Origin of the sequence: Microbacterium schleiferi, assembly GCF_015565955.1 — a bacterium.
Classification (GTDB): domain Bacteria; phylum Actinomycetota; class Actinomycetes; order Actinomycetales; family Microbacteriaceae; genus Microbacterium; species Microbacterium schleiferi_A.
Map to the genome: position 1 here is coordinate 2,629,352 of NZ_CP064760.1, position 14,211 is coordinate 2,643,562.

Annotated in this window: 11 protein-coding genes and 1 pseudogene; 3 read left to right on the top strand and 9 right to left on the bottom strand. The window is 67.3% G+C overall.

The genetic code is table 11. The annotated features are described in order from the left end of the window. Positions 1-7 precede the first annotated feature (7 nt). A pseudogene (locus IT882_RS12765) lies at positions 8-1,467 on the bottom strand (helix-turn-helix domain-containing protein). A gap of 248 nt (positions 1,468-1,715) precedes the next feature. Here IT882_RS12765 and aceB point away from each other — a divergent pair. Then, entirely contained in the window at positions 1,716-3,368 is a 1,653-nt protein-coding gene (gene aceB, locus IT882_RS12770) for a malate synthase A (RefSeq protein WP_195694384.1), read from the top strand. A gap of 43 nt (positions 3,369-3,411) precedes the next feature. Next, entirely contained in the window at positions 3,412-5,007 is a 1,596-nt protein-coding gene (locus IT882_RS12775) for an isocitrate lyase (RefSeq protein WP_195692163.1), read from the top strand. A gap of 129 nt (positions 5,008-5,136) precedes the next feature. Here IT882_RS12775 and IT882_RS12780 read toward each other — a convergent pair whose 3' ends face one another. The 5 genes from IT882_RS12780 to IT882_RS12800 all read right to left on the bottom strand — a co-directional run bounded on the left by IT882_RS12780 (position 5,137) and on the right by IT882_RS12800 (position 10,614). Then, a complete protein-coding gene (locus IT882_RS12780; protein WP_195692164.1) occupies positions 5,137-6,858 on the bottom strand; it encodes an acyl-CoA dehydrogenase in 1,722 nt (573 codons plus the stop codon). A 191-nt stretch (positions 6,859-7,049) separates the two neighbouring features. Then, the gene (locus IT882_RS12785) at positions 7,050-7,673 is read right to left on the bottom strand and encodes a response regulator (protein WP_195692165.1); all 624 of its coding nucleotides are present in this window, start codon (positions 7,671-7,673) and stop codon (positions 7,050-7,052) included. Continuing rightward, positions 7,670-8,836: a sensor histidine kinase gene (locus IT882_RS12790; protein ID WP_195692166.1), complete on the bottom strand. Its 1,167-nt coding sequence runs from the start codon at positions 8,834-8,836 to the stop codon at positions 7,670-7,672. The genes IT882_RS12785 and IT882_RS12790 overlap by 4 nt, the downstream gene beginning before the upstream one ends. A 39-nt stretch (positions 8,837-8,875) precedes the next feature. After that, the gene (locus IT882_RS12795; RefSeq protein ID WP_195692167.1) at positions 8,876-9,721 is read right to left on the bottom strand and encodes an ABC transporter permease; all 846 of its coding nucleotides are present in this window, start codon (positions 9,719-9,721) and stop codon (positions 8,876-8,878) included. Next, positions 9,718-10,614: an ABC transporter ATP-binding protein gene (locus IT882_RS12800; RefSeq protein ID WP_195692168.1), complete on the bottom strand. Its 897-nt coding sequence runs from the start codon at positions 10,612-10,614 to the stop codon at positions 9,718-9,720. The genes IT882_RS12795 and IT882_RS12800 overlap by 4 nt, the downstream gene beginning before the upstream one ends. A gap of 148 nt (positions 10,615-10,762) precedes the next feature. Here IT882_RS12800 and IT882_RS12805 point away from each other — a divergent pair, with 148 nt between their 5' ends. Beyond that, positions 10,763-11,962 carry a pyridoxal phosphate-dependent aminotransferase gene (locus tag IT882_RS12805; protein WP_195692169.1) on the top strand — a complete coding sequence of 400 codons (1,200 nt, stop codon included), beginning with the start codon at positions 10,763-10,765 and terminating at the stop codon, positions 11,960-11,962. A gap of 171 nt (positions 11,963-12,133) precedes the next feature. Here the strand turns inward: IT882_RS12805 and IT882_RS12810 are convergent, their stop codons facing one another. The 3 genes from IT882_RS12810 to IT882_RS12820 are packed head-to-tail and all read right to left on the bottom strand — an operon-like array spanning position 12,134 to position 14,156. Then, the gene (locus tag IT882_RS12810) at positions 12,134-13,285 is read right to left on the bottom strand and encodes a UDP-N-acetylmuramate dehydrogenase (RefSeq protein ID WP_195692170.1); all 1,152 of its coding nucleotides are present in this window, start codon (positions 13,283-13,285) and stop codon (positions 12,134-12,136) included. After that, positions 13,285-13,710 carry a MaoC/PaaZ C-terminal domain-containing protein gene (locus IT882_RS12815; protein WP_195692171.1) on the bottom strand — a complete coding sequence of 142 codons (426 nt, stop codon included), beginning with the start codon at positions 13,708-13,710 and terminating at the stop codon, positions 13,285-13,287. Before IT882_RS12815 ends, IT882_RS12810 begins: the two co-directional genes overlap by 1 nt. Beyond that, the gene (locus tag IT882_RS12820) at positions 13,707-14,156 is read right to left on the bottom strand and encodes an FAS1-like dehydratase domain-containing protein (RefSeq protein WP_195692172.1); all 450 of its coding nucleotides are present in this window, start codon (positions 14,154-14,156) and stop codon (positions 13,707-13,709) included. Before IT882_RS12820 ends, IT882_RS12815 begins: the two co-directional genes overlap by 4 nt. Positions 14,157-14,211 lie beyond the last annotated feature (55 nt).

A 14,211-nucleotide genomic window follows, 5' to 3' on the forward strand; every position in this document is an offset into this window, starting at 1 on the left:
CGCGGGCTCAGTCGGGTGCGTGGGCCTCAAGAAACTCGTAGACATCCGTCGTGTCAACACCCGGGAACGCCCCGGTGGGGAGCGTGGCCAGCAGGGTGCGGGGGTACGCACGTTCGGCCAGGAGTGACCGCGCCAGGATGACTCGAGATCTGCCGGCGCGCGGCGGCAGCACACCTCGACCGAGTGGCGCGACACCCCGCGGTTCGTGGTCTCGCGCCCGATGAACCACTTGGTGTCATCGAAGCGCACGCCCACGCTGATCGAGTGCAGCCCCTCGGATGACGGTTCGACGCGGGCCGTGCACCAGTAGGTGCCGTTGCCGGTGTCGGTGTACTGGAAGTAGGGGTTGAACCGGTCGGGGATGTCGAACACGACGCGGCTGGTCCACTTCCGGCAGCACATCTGGCCTTCAATGGAACCGAACCGGTCGGTGGGGAAGTTCACGTCGTCGTTCTCGTACGCCTTCGTGATCGTGCCGGACTCGTGGACCTTCAGGAAGTGCACGGGTAGGTCCAGGTGCACGGTGGCGAGGTTCGTGAAGCGGTGCGCCGCCGTCTCGTACGAGACGGAGTACGCGTCGCGGAGGTCCTCGATCGAGAGAGCCCGGCGCGTCTTGGCCTCCCGCAGAAAGGGCACAACGTCATCTTCGGGCATCAGGAGCGCACCCGTGAGGTAGTTGATCTCCACGCGCTGGCGCAGGAAGTCACCGTAACTGGCGGGCTCGTCGTGGCCGAGAATACGGCTCGCCAACGACTGCAGCACGGCGGTGCGGGCATCCCGCTTGCTCGCAATCGTGCTCGAAAGGTAGAGCCGCCCGTTCTTCAGATCGAGCACACTGCGGGTGGTCAGCGGAACATCCGAGACGTAGTGGATCGTGAAGCCCAGGTGCGCCGCGATATCGGATGCCGTGCGCTGCGTGAGTGGGCCGCCCGTGTGCCCGACGGCGGCCAGTAGATCACGCGCGTGCGACTCGAGGTCGGCGAAGTAGTTGTTCTGACCGGTCATGAGCCGGCGCAGCGACAGGTTCGCCCGGCGGGCCACCTCGGGCGTCGCCGCACGCTCGTCCCGGAGGCGCTCGATCTCTGCGTGGAGCGACAGCATCGCGGTCAGCACCTCGTCGGGAACGCCGCGGCCGATCCGGAACGGCGCGATCCCCAGCGCCTGGAACGTCGAGCCGCGCATAGCTCGTTCGAGCGAGACCTCCATGCTGGATCGCTCGTCGAGCGGCGCGGCCTCCAGCAGCACCTCGAGAGTTGTCCCCAGAGCCCGCGCGATCGCCTGCAGGAGGGTGAGTTTGGGCTCGCGCCGCCCGTTCTCGATCATCGAGAGCTGGCTCGGGGCCCGGCCCACGGCCGCGGCGAGATCATCGAGAGTCATCCCGCGCTGGGTCCGCACCTGCCGGATGCGGCGCCCGATCGTGAGGGTATCGACGGCATCGTCGTCAGGGACACCGCCGAACTCTGTCATCTCTTCGGGCACACGCAGCTCGGTCATGGCCGCGATTCTGTCACATCAGCAGAATATTGATCAATCTTCACAGCCCAAATGGCCAGCTTCGGTCTCAAACTTCACGCACAGTGGTGTTCAGGACCCGCTACTGACCAGGACGCGGATCACGGAGACCCCGCACCGGAGCACCCGCCGGACGGAGCATCCTCGACCACTACTCGCTCGCCCAGGAAGGACGCGCCATGACTCCCTCCACCACCACTCCGATGCCCACCCGCTCGACGCCGGTTTCGCGGCCGACTGCCACCGCAGCTCGCGCGCCCCAGATCGAGGTCACCGGGCCGATCCGCGAGCGCTACGACGAGATCCTCACGCCCGACGCGCTCGCCTTCCTCACCGCCCTCCACTCCCGCTTCTCCGCCCGTCGCCACGACCGGCTCGCCGACCGGATGCGTCGCCGCTTCGAGATCGGCAACGGCCACGACCCCCAGTTCCGCGACGACACGGCTCACATCCGTGACGACAGTGAGTGGCAGGTTGCCGGCGCCGGCCCCGGTCTCGAAGACCGCCGTGTCGAGATCACGGGGCCCACTGACCCGAAGATGACCATCAACGCGCTCAACTCCGGTGCGAAGGTGTGGCTGGCCGACCAGGAAGACGCCACGAGCCCCACCTGGAAGAACGTCATCGAAGGACAGCTGAGCCTGTTTGACGCCATCCGCGGCCAGCTGCAGTTCACGAGTTCCGAAGGCAAGAGCTACGCGGTCACCGCCGAACAGACCCCGACGATCGTGATGCGCCCGCGCGGCTGGCACCTCATCGAGAAGCACCTGCGCTACACCGACCGCACGGGACGCGCGATGGATGCCTCCGGGTCGCTCGTGGACTTCGGCCTGTACTTCTTCCACAACGCACAGCAGCTGATCGAGAACGGGGTGGGTCCGTACTTCTACATCGCCAAGCTCGAGTCCAGCGAAGAAGCCAAGCTCTGGGACGACATCTTCACCTTCAGCGAGCAGTACATCGGCATCCCGCACGGGACGATCCGCGCGACGGTGCTGATCGAGACGCTGCCGGCCGCGTTCGAGATGGAGGAGATCCTCTTCGAGATGCGCGACCACATCGCCGGGCTCAACGCCGGCCGCTGGGACTACATCTTCTCGATCATCAAGAACTACCGGGGCCGTGGCGCACGCTTTGTGCTGCCCGACCGCAGCGAGGTGACGATGACGGTGCCGTTCATGCGGGCATACACCGAGTTGCTCGTGAAGACCTGCCACAAGCGCGGCGCCTTCGCGATCGGCGGGATGAGCGCGTTCATCCCCAACCGCCGCGACCCCGAGGTGACCGAGCGCGCCTTCGAGAAGGTGGCAGCCGACAAGAAGCGCGAAGCCGGTGACGGTTTCGACGGCACGTGGGTGGCCCACCCCGACCTCATCCCCGTTGCGCGGGCCGAGTTCGACGCCGTGCTCGGCGACCGCCCCAACCAGGTGGACCGCCAGCGTCCCGACGTGAGGGTGCGCGCCGCCGACCTCATCGACGTGCACATCGGCCGGCCGATCACCGCCGCCGGTGTCTACGGCAACGTCTCGGTGGCCATCCGCTACATCGAGGCGTGGCTGCGGGGCCTGGGCGCCGTCGCGATCGACAACCTCATGGAGGATGCCGCGACCGCCGAGATCAGCCGCTCGCAGATCTGGCAGTGGATCCACCAGGACCGCTCGACCGAAGAGGGCACGCCGATCACCCGGGACTACGTCGAGGGCCTGATCACTCAGGTGCTCGACGAGGTCGAGAGATCGGAGGGTGACCGCTTCGATGACGCCGCCACGATCTTCCGCGACGTCGCCCTCGGCCAGGAGTTCCCGGCCTTCCTCACTCTCCCCGCCTACGCACGTTTCCTGACGGAGACCGACTGACCGGCTCGACGAGCCGCCCGTCACCCCACGAAAAGGACAGGACATGACCGCCTACCAGGACGACATCGCCGCCATCCAGGACCTCAAGCAGCAGCACGGCTCCAGCTGGGATGCCATCAGCCCCGAGTCCGTCGCACGGATGCGGGCCCAGAACCGCTTCCGTACGGGGCTGGAGATCGCGCAGTACACCGCCGACATCATGCGCCGCGATATGGCCGAGTACGACGCCGATTCCTCGCTGTACACCCAGTCACTCGGTGTCTGGCACGGCTTCATCGGCCAGCAGAAGCTGATCTCGATCAAGAAGCACCTCAAGAGCACGAACAAGCGCTACCTCTACCTCTCGGGGTGGATGGTCGCAGCTCTCCGCTCGGAGTTCGGGCCCCTGCCCGATCAGTCGATGCATGAGAAGACGGCGGTGCCGGCCCTCATCGAAGAGCTGTACACGTTCCTGCGCCAGGCCGATGCCCGCGAGCTCGATCTGCTGTTCACGAAGCTCGACGCAGCCCGCGCCGCAGGCGACGAGACGGCAGCCGAGTTCATCCAGTCGCAGATCGACACGTACGAGACCCACGTCGTGCCGATCATCGCCGACATCGATGCCGGCTTCGGAAACCCCGAGGCCACGTATCTGCTGGCCAAGAAGATGATCGAGGCCGGCGCCTGCGCCATCCAGATCGAGAACCAGGTCTCGGATGAGAAGCAGTGCGGCCACCAGGACGGCAAGGTGACGGTTCCGCACGAGGACTTCATCGCCAAGCTCACCGCGGTGCGCTACGCCTTCCTCGAGCTCGGAATCGACAACGGCATCATCGTCGCCCGCACCGACTCGCTCGGCGCGGGGCTGACGCAGAAGCTCGCCGTCACCCACCAGCCGGGCGATCTCGGTGACCAGTACAACTCCTTCCTGGATGTCGAGGAGATCTCGGAGGCCGAGCTCGGCAACGGGGATGTCATCATCAAGCGGGACGGGAAGCTGCTGCGACCCAAGCGTCTGCCCAGCAACCTCTACCAGTTCCGTTCCGGCACCGGTGAACAGCGCTGCGTGCTGGACTGCATCACGTCGCTGCGAAACGGCGCCGACCTGCTGTGGATCGAGACCGAGAAGCCGCACGTGGAGCAGATCGCGGGGATGGTCGACGCGATTCGGGAGGAGATCCCGAACGCGAAGCTCGTCTACAACAACAGCCCGTCGTTCAACTGGACGCTCAACTTCCGTCAGCAGGCCTACGACACGCTCGCCGCGGAGGGGAAGGATGTCTCGGCCTACGACCGGTCAGACCTCATGAGCGTGGAGTACGACGGCACCGAGCTCGCACGCCTGGCCGACGAGAAGATCCGCACGTTCCAGCGCGACGGGTCTGCCCGGGCCGGGATCTTCCACCACCTCATCACCCTGCCGACCTACCACACGGCTGCCCTGTCGACCGATGACCTGGCCAAGGGGTACTTCGGCGACGAGGGAATGCTCGCCTACGTGCGAGGTGTGCAGCGCCGCGAGATCCGCGAGGGCATCGCCACCGTCAAGCACCAGAACATGGCAGGCAGCGACATCGGCGACAACCACAAGGAGTACTTCGCCGGCGATGCCGCCCTGAAGGCCGGCGGTCAGCAGAACACGATGAACCAGTTCAGCTGATCATCGACCAGACACGGATGCCCCGGACGACGCCGTCCGGGGCATCCGTCATGTCGGCGCGCGAGCACTCAGGCGGTGCCGCGCTCCCACTCCGCGCACGTGCCAACCAGTGAGCTCTGCGCGGGCTCGTCAGCCGATCTCGCCGGCGGCAACGACGTCGGCGAGCCCCGCGACGCGCGACAGGTGATGCGCGCCATACGCGTCGGCATCACGGATGCGGCGGGCGTCGGCATCCGTCTGAGTCTCGTGAGCGAGCGTGGCAGCGAGCATCCGCGCGTGCATCAACCCGCCGGCGACGAACCCGAGGAGCATGAGGTACGGGACGCTCACGGCATATGCGTCGCGGGTCATCCCGAACGCGATCAGCTGTGCCGTGGCCGCCTCGGCCGCCACGCGGGCGCGTTCGAGGCGCTCTGCGGTGCGCGCCGCGACCGGGTGGTCGAGTCCCTCGAGCGCGGCGGTGGCCTCGGCGACCTCGTCGAGCACGCGGGCGACTGTCGCTCCGCCGTCACGGATGACCTTGCGGCCGATGAGATCGTTGGACTGGATCGCGGTCGTGCCCTCGTAGATCGGCATGATGCGGGCGTCGCGGTAGTGCTGGGGCGCTCCGGATTCCTCGATGAAGCCCATGCCGCCGTGCACCTGGATCGCATCCGACGTGATCCGTAGCGCCTCCTCGGTCGTCCACCCCTTGAAGATCGGGACGAACAGCTCGGCAAGACGGATGCCGTCGGCATCCTCCGCGCGATCGAAGAGGTCGCCAACGTAGACGCCGAGTGCGCGCATGGCGCTGATCTCGCTCGACATCGACAGCAGCAGGCGGCGCACATCGGGGTGCTCGGCGATCGGGGTTCCGTCTGGGCGATCCAGGACGGAACCCTGCATGCGCTCCTCGGCATACGCCCGCGAGCGCTGGTAGGCACGGTCGCTGATGCCGGTAGCCTGCAGCCCCATGCCCACGCGCGCGGAGTTCATCATGACGAACATTCCGGCCAGTCCCCCGTGGAGTTCTCCGACGAGGAAGCCGGTTGCGCCGTCGTAGTCCAGGACGCAGGTCGGGCTGCCGTGGATGCCGAGCTTGTGCTCGACCGAAACAGTCGTGATGGCGTTGCGCTCCCCCGGCGCCCCTGACGCGTCGGGGAGGAACTTCGGCGCAACGAACAGCGAAATGCCCTTCGCCCCTGCGGGGGCATCCGGGGTGCGCGCAAGCACGAGGTGCACGATGTTGTCTGCAACGTCGTGATCGCCCCACGTGATGAAGATCTTCTGACCCTTCAACGACCAGGTGCCGTCATCGTTGGGCGTGGCCATCGTGCGGATCGCCCCGAGGTCGGTGCCCGCCTGCGGCTCGGTGAGGTTCATGGTGCCGGTCCACTCGCCGCTGACGAGCTTGGTCAGGTATTGCTCGCGCAGCTCGTCGGAGGCGTAGGCATCCAGCGCGTGGATCGCGCCGGTGGTGAGCGCACTACAGAGGGCGAACGAGGTGTTGGCAGCGTTCCACATCTCGCCGAGCCCCGCCTGAACGAGGGCGGGGAGCCCATCGCCACCGGCGGACTCGGGGGCCTCGGCGGTGATCCAGCCCGCCTCGACGACGGCACGGTACGCCTCGGGGAAGCCGGCCGGGGTCTTCGCCTGGCCGTCGATGACCGTCACCCCCTCGCGGTCACCCGACATGTTCAGTGGCGCGAGCACCTCGGATGCCAGCTCACCCGCCGCTGCCAGCGCGTCGACGGCATCCTCTGCCGACAGCGCACCGCCGGTGGCACGGGCAACGACGTCCTCGCCGAACGCCTCAGCGAACAGAAACGCATAGTCATCGACGGGAGGGACGTAGGCGGAGGTGTCAGCCATGACGAACTCGCTTTCATGGAGAAATGAAACTGAGGATCATCATACGTGACACTCCGTTTCATCCCTGCTACCGGCGCCATCCCTCTCCTCTGCCGAACCCACACCTTCCATGCCGAACCCACACCTATCGGCGCGCGAAACCTGTGGGTTCGCGCCGATGGGTGTGGGTTCGCCGGAAGGGTGCAGGGGCGCTAGAGAATGCCGCGCTCCATGGCCACGGTCACGGCGTGCGTGCGGTCGGCCACCTCGAGCTTCTCGAAGACCTTGAGCAGGTGGGTCTTCACTGTCGACTCGCCGATTCCGAGATCGGCACCGATGAGTTTGTTGCTGCGCCCCCGGGCCACGAGCCGCAACACCTCGATCTCGCGCGGCGTCAGAGTCACGGATGCCGCGGGTTCCCGCATCCGTGACACGAGCCGGGCCGCGACCGCCGGCGAGAGCGCCGTCTGCCCCGCTGCAACCGAGCGGATGCCCGCCACGATCTCGTCTTGGGGCGCCGCCTTGAGGAGGTAGCCCGCCGCGCCTGCCTCGATGGCCGCGAGGATCTGGTCGTCGCTCTCATAGGTCGTGAGGATCAGGACCCGGGGCGCGGGCGCGTCCAACGCCACGATCCGAGCGGTGGCGGCCACCCCGTCCAGCACGGGCATTCGCAGGTCCATGAGCACCACGTCCGGCCGCTCCTTCGCGGCGATATCGATCGCGGCGGCTCCGTCGATGGCCTCACCGACAACCTCGAAGCCTTCCTCATCGGCGAACAGCCCCGCGAGACCGGCGCGGACGACGGGGTGGTCGTCGGCGATCAGCAGTCGAATCATGCGCCGAATCCCTCTCTCGGCAGCCGCACGGAGACGACCACGCCCTTGTTCTCCTTCGCGTCGATCTCGACACTTCCCCCCGCGAGCGCGACGCGATCGAGCATTCCGTCGAGACCGAACCCTGACCGGGGCGCATCGGGATCGAATCCGACGCCATCATCACTGACGTGCAGAACGACGAAGCCTTCATCCTCACCCACCACGACGGAGACCGTTGAAGCCTCCGCGTGCTTTCGCACGTTAGCGAGGGCCTCCTGCAGACATCGCAGCAACACCACCTGCGCTTCCCGGTCGAGGGCGATCGTCTCTGAAATCTCGAGAGTGATCACCAAATCGGCCTCGCGCCGGAACCTCTCCGCAAGCCGTTCGATCGCTGCGGCGAGCGCATCGTCGGCGGGAACGGCAGCTGTCTGCGCGACGAGAGCCCGCGCTTCTGCCAGAGCCTCGCGAGCGGTCTGCTCGACGGTGGCGATACTCGCGGTCGCGGCAACCACATCACCTTCACGCGACTGTCTGCTGGCGCGCTCACTGAGCAGGACCAGCCCCGCGAGTGTTTGAGCAAGGGTGTCGTGGATGTCTCGGGAAACGCGCTCGCGCTCGGCCGCGACCCCGCGCTCGTGGTTCAGCGTGGCGAGTTCGCCTTGCGCGGCGGTGAGCTCGGTCAGCAGCTGCGCTCGTTCCGCGCCGTACTCGGCGATGCTCGTGATCCACAGTCCCAGGGCGCACGCGAAGATCACGGAGAGTCCGCCGGAGACCAGGCCCGATAGAAGTCCTCCCGCATCGAACCCCGCGGGCGCTGCGAACCCAATGAACACGCTGGCTCCGATGAGGACCGAACCCGCGATTCCTCCTCGGCGGCTGCGGGTTGTCACCCACGCCAGCGGGTACGCGAGCGTTTGCATGATCGCCATGAAGGGCGACGCCGCCACGGCTACTGCCAAGCTCACCGTCATTGTCGCGAAAAAGGCGATCGCACGTGGCCGAGAGAACGTGGCGAGGAGAGCGCGCCCCCAGAGGAAGTAGGCGACGACGAAGACGGCGGCGCTCCCGGCGGCGATAACACCATCGGGGCTCCCGACACCGTCGATCGCAAAGACCACGAGCGCGGCGATGAGAGCCGAGAAGAGGGGAACGGCAAGATCCCACCACTTTTTCTCGGTCATCGCCGCGCTCTCTCCCTGATCCGGTTGACCGTTGTCAGGCTACGCGTCGCGGCGAATCCAGCGGAAGGTGACGCGACTGAGCACGAGTCCAACCACGAGCCAGATCGCCAGCACGATCGCCGTCATCCCCAGATCCCACTGCCCGTTCTGCTCGAGCGCGGCGTACTCGGGCGGGAGGAACACGGCACGCATACCCTTGGCCATCCACGCGAGCGGGAGCAGATTCGCGACGTTCTGCAGCCACTCGGGCAGCAGCCAGAAGAACATGTACACACCGGAGATGAACTGCAGGATGAGGACCACCGGGATGACGACCGCCGAGGCGCCACGCGTTGACCGCGGGATCGCCGAGATCGCGATGCCCAGCAGCGCCGACGTGGACAGCCCGAGGAGGAACACCCAGGCGAACGTCATCCACGCATCCACGGTGTCGGGCAGAGTCGCCCCCAGTACGAACACGGCGAAGAGCAGGAGCGCGATGACCTGAGCGATGGCCGTCGCAAGAACCTGGCCGATCTTGCCGATGAAGTAGCTGACCGGCGCCAGGGGTGTTCCGCCGAGGCGCTTGAGGGTGCCGTCGTGGCGTTCCAGCGCAATGTCGATCGCGAGATTCTGGAGCCCCGAGAGCAGCACGCCCGCGGCCAGCAGCCCCGGCAGGTACATCTGCACAGCGGGGATCGCGGGGAGTCCCGGCCCATAGCTGGTCGCTCCGTCACCGCCGAAGACGACGCTGAAGAGTCCGAGCATGAGGATCGGAAACAGGAACGTGAAGAAGACGGTCTCGAACGACCGTGTGTACCCGCGAATCTCGTAGCCGACGCGCCGGACTCCTTGCGTGATGAGGTTCGCCGGCGCTCCGCGACGGGCCATAACCACAGTGCTCATGCCGATACCTCCGTGTCTGTTGCCGCCGCGCTGGGCACGACGGACTCGTCTGCAGCCTCGGTGACCATCTCCAGGTAAATGTCTTCCAAGCTCGGACGGCGGATCTCCACGTCCTCCGGCTCGCCGCCGAGACGCTCGACCAGTGCGCGAACGAATTCTGCCGGTCGCGCGACCCGCTCCTGGTAGCGCGTGCCAGCCTCGGTCCAGGAGACCACCGGCATGCGCGCCTGGTCTCCCCCGAACGTCGCGACGGGGCCGATCGCCTGCAGCCGCCCACGGTCGATCACCGCGACACGATCGGCCAACTGAGCGGCCTCATCGAGGTAGTGCGTGGTGAGCAGGATGGTTGTGCCGTCGTTCTGAAGACGCTTGATGAGGGCCCAGAATTCGCGGCGTGCTTGCGGGTCGAACCCGGTCGTGGGCTCATCGAGAAAGAGCAGCTCGGGCGAACCGATGATCCCGAGAGCGACATCGACGCGGCGCTGCTGGCCGCCCGAGAGCTTCGCGATGCGTGTGTTCGCCTTCTCTTGCAGGCCGACGGCGGCGATGACCTCTTCGACGTCACGGGCACGCGGGTAGTAGCCCGCGAACTGGCGCAGCTGCTCCCGCACCGTGAACGTGGCAGCGTTACCCGTGGACTGCAGCACGATGCCGAGTCGGGACTTCCAATCCAGGCCGCCGTGGTTGGGGTCGACGCCGAGAACGTCGACCTCGCCGCTCGTGCGTCGCCGGTATCCCTCGAGAATCTCGACGGTCGTCGACTTACCAGCCCCGTTGGGACCGAGCAGAGCGAACGTCTCTCCCGCCGAGATCTCGAACGAGACGTCATCGACGGCTGCTCGTGATCCGTAGGTCTTGCGCAGGTTCCGCACCCGCACCGCATCGTTTTCCATGCCTCCAGCGTTCCGTGTCAACCACTCCCGCACCAGCGGCCATTGGGCGGGGCCGGCATCCCCCATTCGGTGGATGCCTGCAGACCCCCGGATGGAACACGGCGCACACTCGGGCGAGGATCACGACCCCCGACTACGATGTGTTCTCGTGACCGACCGCACTCCCCTGTCTCGCAAACTATCCGCCATCGCCGAGTCCGCGACCCTGAAAGTCGATGCGAAGGCGAAGGCGCTTCAGGCCGCGGGGCGGCCCGTCATCAGCTACGCCGCGGGCGAGCCGGACTTCCCGACGCCGCAGTTCGTCGTGGATGCCGCTGCCGACGCGCTCCACGACCCCAAGAACTTCCGGTACACGCCCGCCGCGGGCCTCCCGGACCTGCGTCAGGCGATCGCAGACAAGACCCGGCGCGACTCAGCGCTGGAGGTTGCGCCCTCGCAGGTGATCGTCACCAACGGCGGCAAGCAGGCGGTCTACCAGGCCTTCCAGACCGTTGTGAACCCGGGCGACGAGGTGCTCCTGCCGGCGCCGTACTGGACCACATATCCCGAAGCGATTCAGCTCGCCGACGGCATCCCGGTCGAGGTGTTCGCCGGGGCTGACCAGGACTACAAGGTCACCGTCGAACAGCTCGAGGCCGCGCGCACCGACCGGACGACCACCCTGGTCTTCGTGTCGCCGTCGAACCCGACCGGCTCGGTCTATACGGAGGAAGAGACCCGCGCGATCGGTGAGTGGGCCCTCGCCCACGGGATCTGGGTCATCACGGATGAGATCTACCAGCACCTCGTCTACGACGGCGCCCGTGCGGTCTCGATCGTCGAGGCCGTCCCCGAGCTCGCGCAGCAGACGATCCTCGTCAACGGCGTTGCCAAGACGTACGCCATGACGGGGTGGCGCGTGGGCTGGATGGTCGGTCCCGCCGATGCCATGAAGCTCGCCGCGAACCTGCAGTCGCACCTGACGAGCAACGTCAACAACATTGCGCAGCGGGCCGCGATCGCGGCGCTCACCGGGCCGCAGGACGAGGCCGAGCGGATGCGCGAAGCCTTCGACCGCCGCCGTCGCGTCATCGTTGCGGAACTCGCGAAGATTCCCGGCGTGACAGTTCCGACTCCGCTTGGGGCGTTCTACGCGTACCCGGACGTGCGCGGCCTGCTCGGACGCGAGTGGCGCGGCATCCGCGTGGAGACGTCGCTCGAACTGGCCGACCTCGTCCTCGACCAGATCGAAGTCGCTGTCGTGCCCGGCGAGGCTTTCGGTCCGAGCGGCTACCTGCGGATGTCGTACGCGCTCGGCGACGACGCCCTCCTCGAGGGCCTGCGCCGGATGCAGGATCTGTTCTCCTAGGCAGCGGCCGCTCCCGCCGGCCCGCCTGCGTGGGCGTAACGGCGCATCCTTTGCCCGACACCCCGGGCAGAGGCGCCATACACCGGGGTGTCAGAGAATCGATGCGCCGTTGCGACGGCACCGACACGGCGTTGCGTCGAAAGCTCCCGGGCGAGGAGCAGCCGGGCAGGCCTAGAGATCGACGTCGACGAGCACGGGTTCAGGCTGCAGGATGAGCCCGAACTCGGCCTGCACCCGGCCCTGAATGAAGCGCGCGAGCTCGGCGATCTCGGCGGCTGTCGCGCCGGCGTGGTTGGTGAGAGCGAGCGCGTGCTTGCTGGAGAGTGCGGCACGCGAGCGCGGCAGATGGAAGCCCTTGCGGATGCCGGAGTGCTCGATGAGCCATGCGGCGCTGACCTTGACATCCGGCTCGGTTGTGTCGGCGGGCGGGATATATCCGTCGAAGGACTCGAGCGGGATGATCCGCACCGGATCGGCAGGCACGTCGAGCCCGTCGGGCCGCACGGGCCACCGCGGGCACTCCGGCGGTAGCGTTCGAGCGACGGATGCCGAGACCACGGCGTTCTGGAAGAACGAGCCCGCACTGTACGTGTCGGGATCGGCGTCGTCGAGCACCATGCCTTTGCGGGCCCGGGTCGCCAGGACGTGATCGCGTACCCACTGCAACGTGACAGCGTCCTCGTCACCGAGGCCGAGCGCCTGCCGCAACTGTGCACCGCGCAGCCGCCGCGGCGCCGGGCCTACCTCGAGCAGGTCGAGCGTGACAGAGAGGATGACGGCACGGCGGATCGGCTCGGAGCCGTGGTGATGCTTGAGGACGGACGTGCGGAAGCCGAGGCCGAGGTCGGCGGCGGGAACGGTCGAGACCTCGCCGGTGCTCTCATCGATCAGTTCGACCTCGACGAGCGTCTGCACGATCTCCTGACCGTAGGCGCCGATGTTCTGAACGGGTGCGGCACCCACGGTTCCGGGAATGCCCGACATCGCAGCGATGCCCGAGAGGCCCTCGGCCACGGTGTACGCGACGAGCTCGTCCCAGTCGTGGCCGGCTTGGACGCGCAGGCGCGCAACCTGCGGCGCCGGGGCGGGGAGCCGCTCGATGCCGCGGGTCAGGATGCGGATCACGGCGCCCTCAAACGGCTCGTCTCCGACGAGAAGGTTCGACCCGCCCCCGAGGACGAACCAGGGCTCGCCCGTTGCCCAGACCGCACGAAGCGCCGCGATGAGGTCATCGCGATCGTGCGCGTCCCACATCCGCGCGGGTTCACCGCCGGTGCGAAGCGTTGTCAGGCTCGACAGGGGCCTGGGCGTGACCTCGGGCATCAGCCTCGGCGGGCGCGCAGGCGTGCCTTGCCCAGCACTGCCGTGTCCGCGGCGGTCACGCTCAACTCGATCGTGATCGCGTCGTCGTCGATCGTGATCACCTTCGCTCGGATGCCCACGTCGGCGCCGGCATCCGGGTCGACGACCACGGGCCGCGTGAAGCGCACACCGTAGTCGAGGATGCGGCCGGCATCGCCGAGCCAGGGCACGACGGTCTCGACGGCCAGGCCCATCGTGAGCATCCCGTGCGCGAGAACGCCGGGAAGCCCGACCGACGCCGCAACGTCATCGCGGTAGTGGATCGGATTGAAGTCCCCGGATGCTCCCGCGTAGCGCACGAGAGACTCACGGGTCAGGTGCACCGTGCGCTCGGCGACGATGTCACCCACGGCGAGCTCGGCCGAGTCGATGGTGTGCGCGCTCATTCCTCGTCTCCTCCCACCAGCAGCACGGAGGTCGCCGTGACGACGTGCGCGTCATCGGCATCCGTGATGGTGGCCTCGCTCGTGACCATCGCGCCCTTGCCGAACGGACGCACCTGCGTGATCGCGAGTGTCGCGACCAGTTTGTCGCCCGCGACGATCGGACGCGCGTAGGCGAAGCGCTGCTCAGCGTGGATGAGTCGGTGCAGCTCGATTCCGGAGTCGGGCTCGGCGAGAAGCTGCTGCAGCGTGAGGTCTTGAATAACCATCGCGAAGGTCGGCGGGGCCACGACATCGGCGTACCCGAGGGCGCGCGCGGCGTCGGGGTCGGTGTGCTGAGGGTCGCCAGCGAACACGGCTCGCGCGAACTCCCGGACCTTCTCGCGTCCCACCAGATACGGGGCGGTCGGCGGGAACTCCCGCCCGACCAGTTCAGGGTTCACAGGCACCAGTCCATCCTACCGAGCGAGGGCGGACCGTCCCGGGATGGAGGTCTTCTGCCGA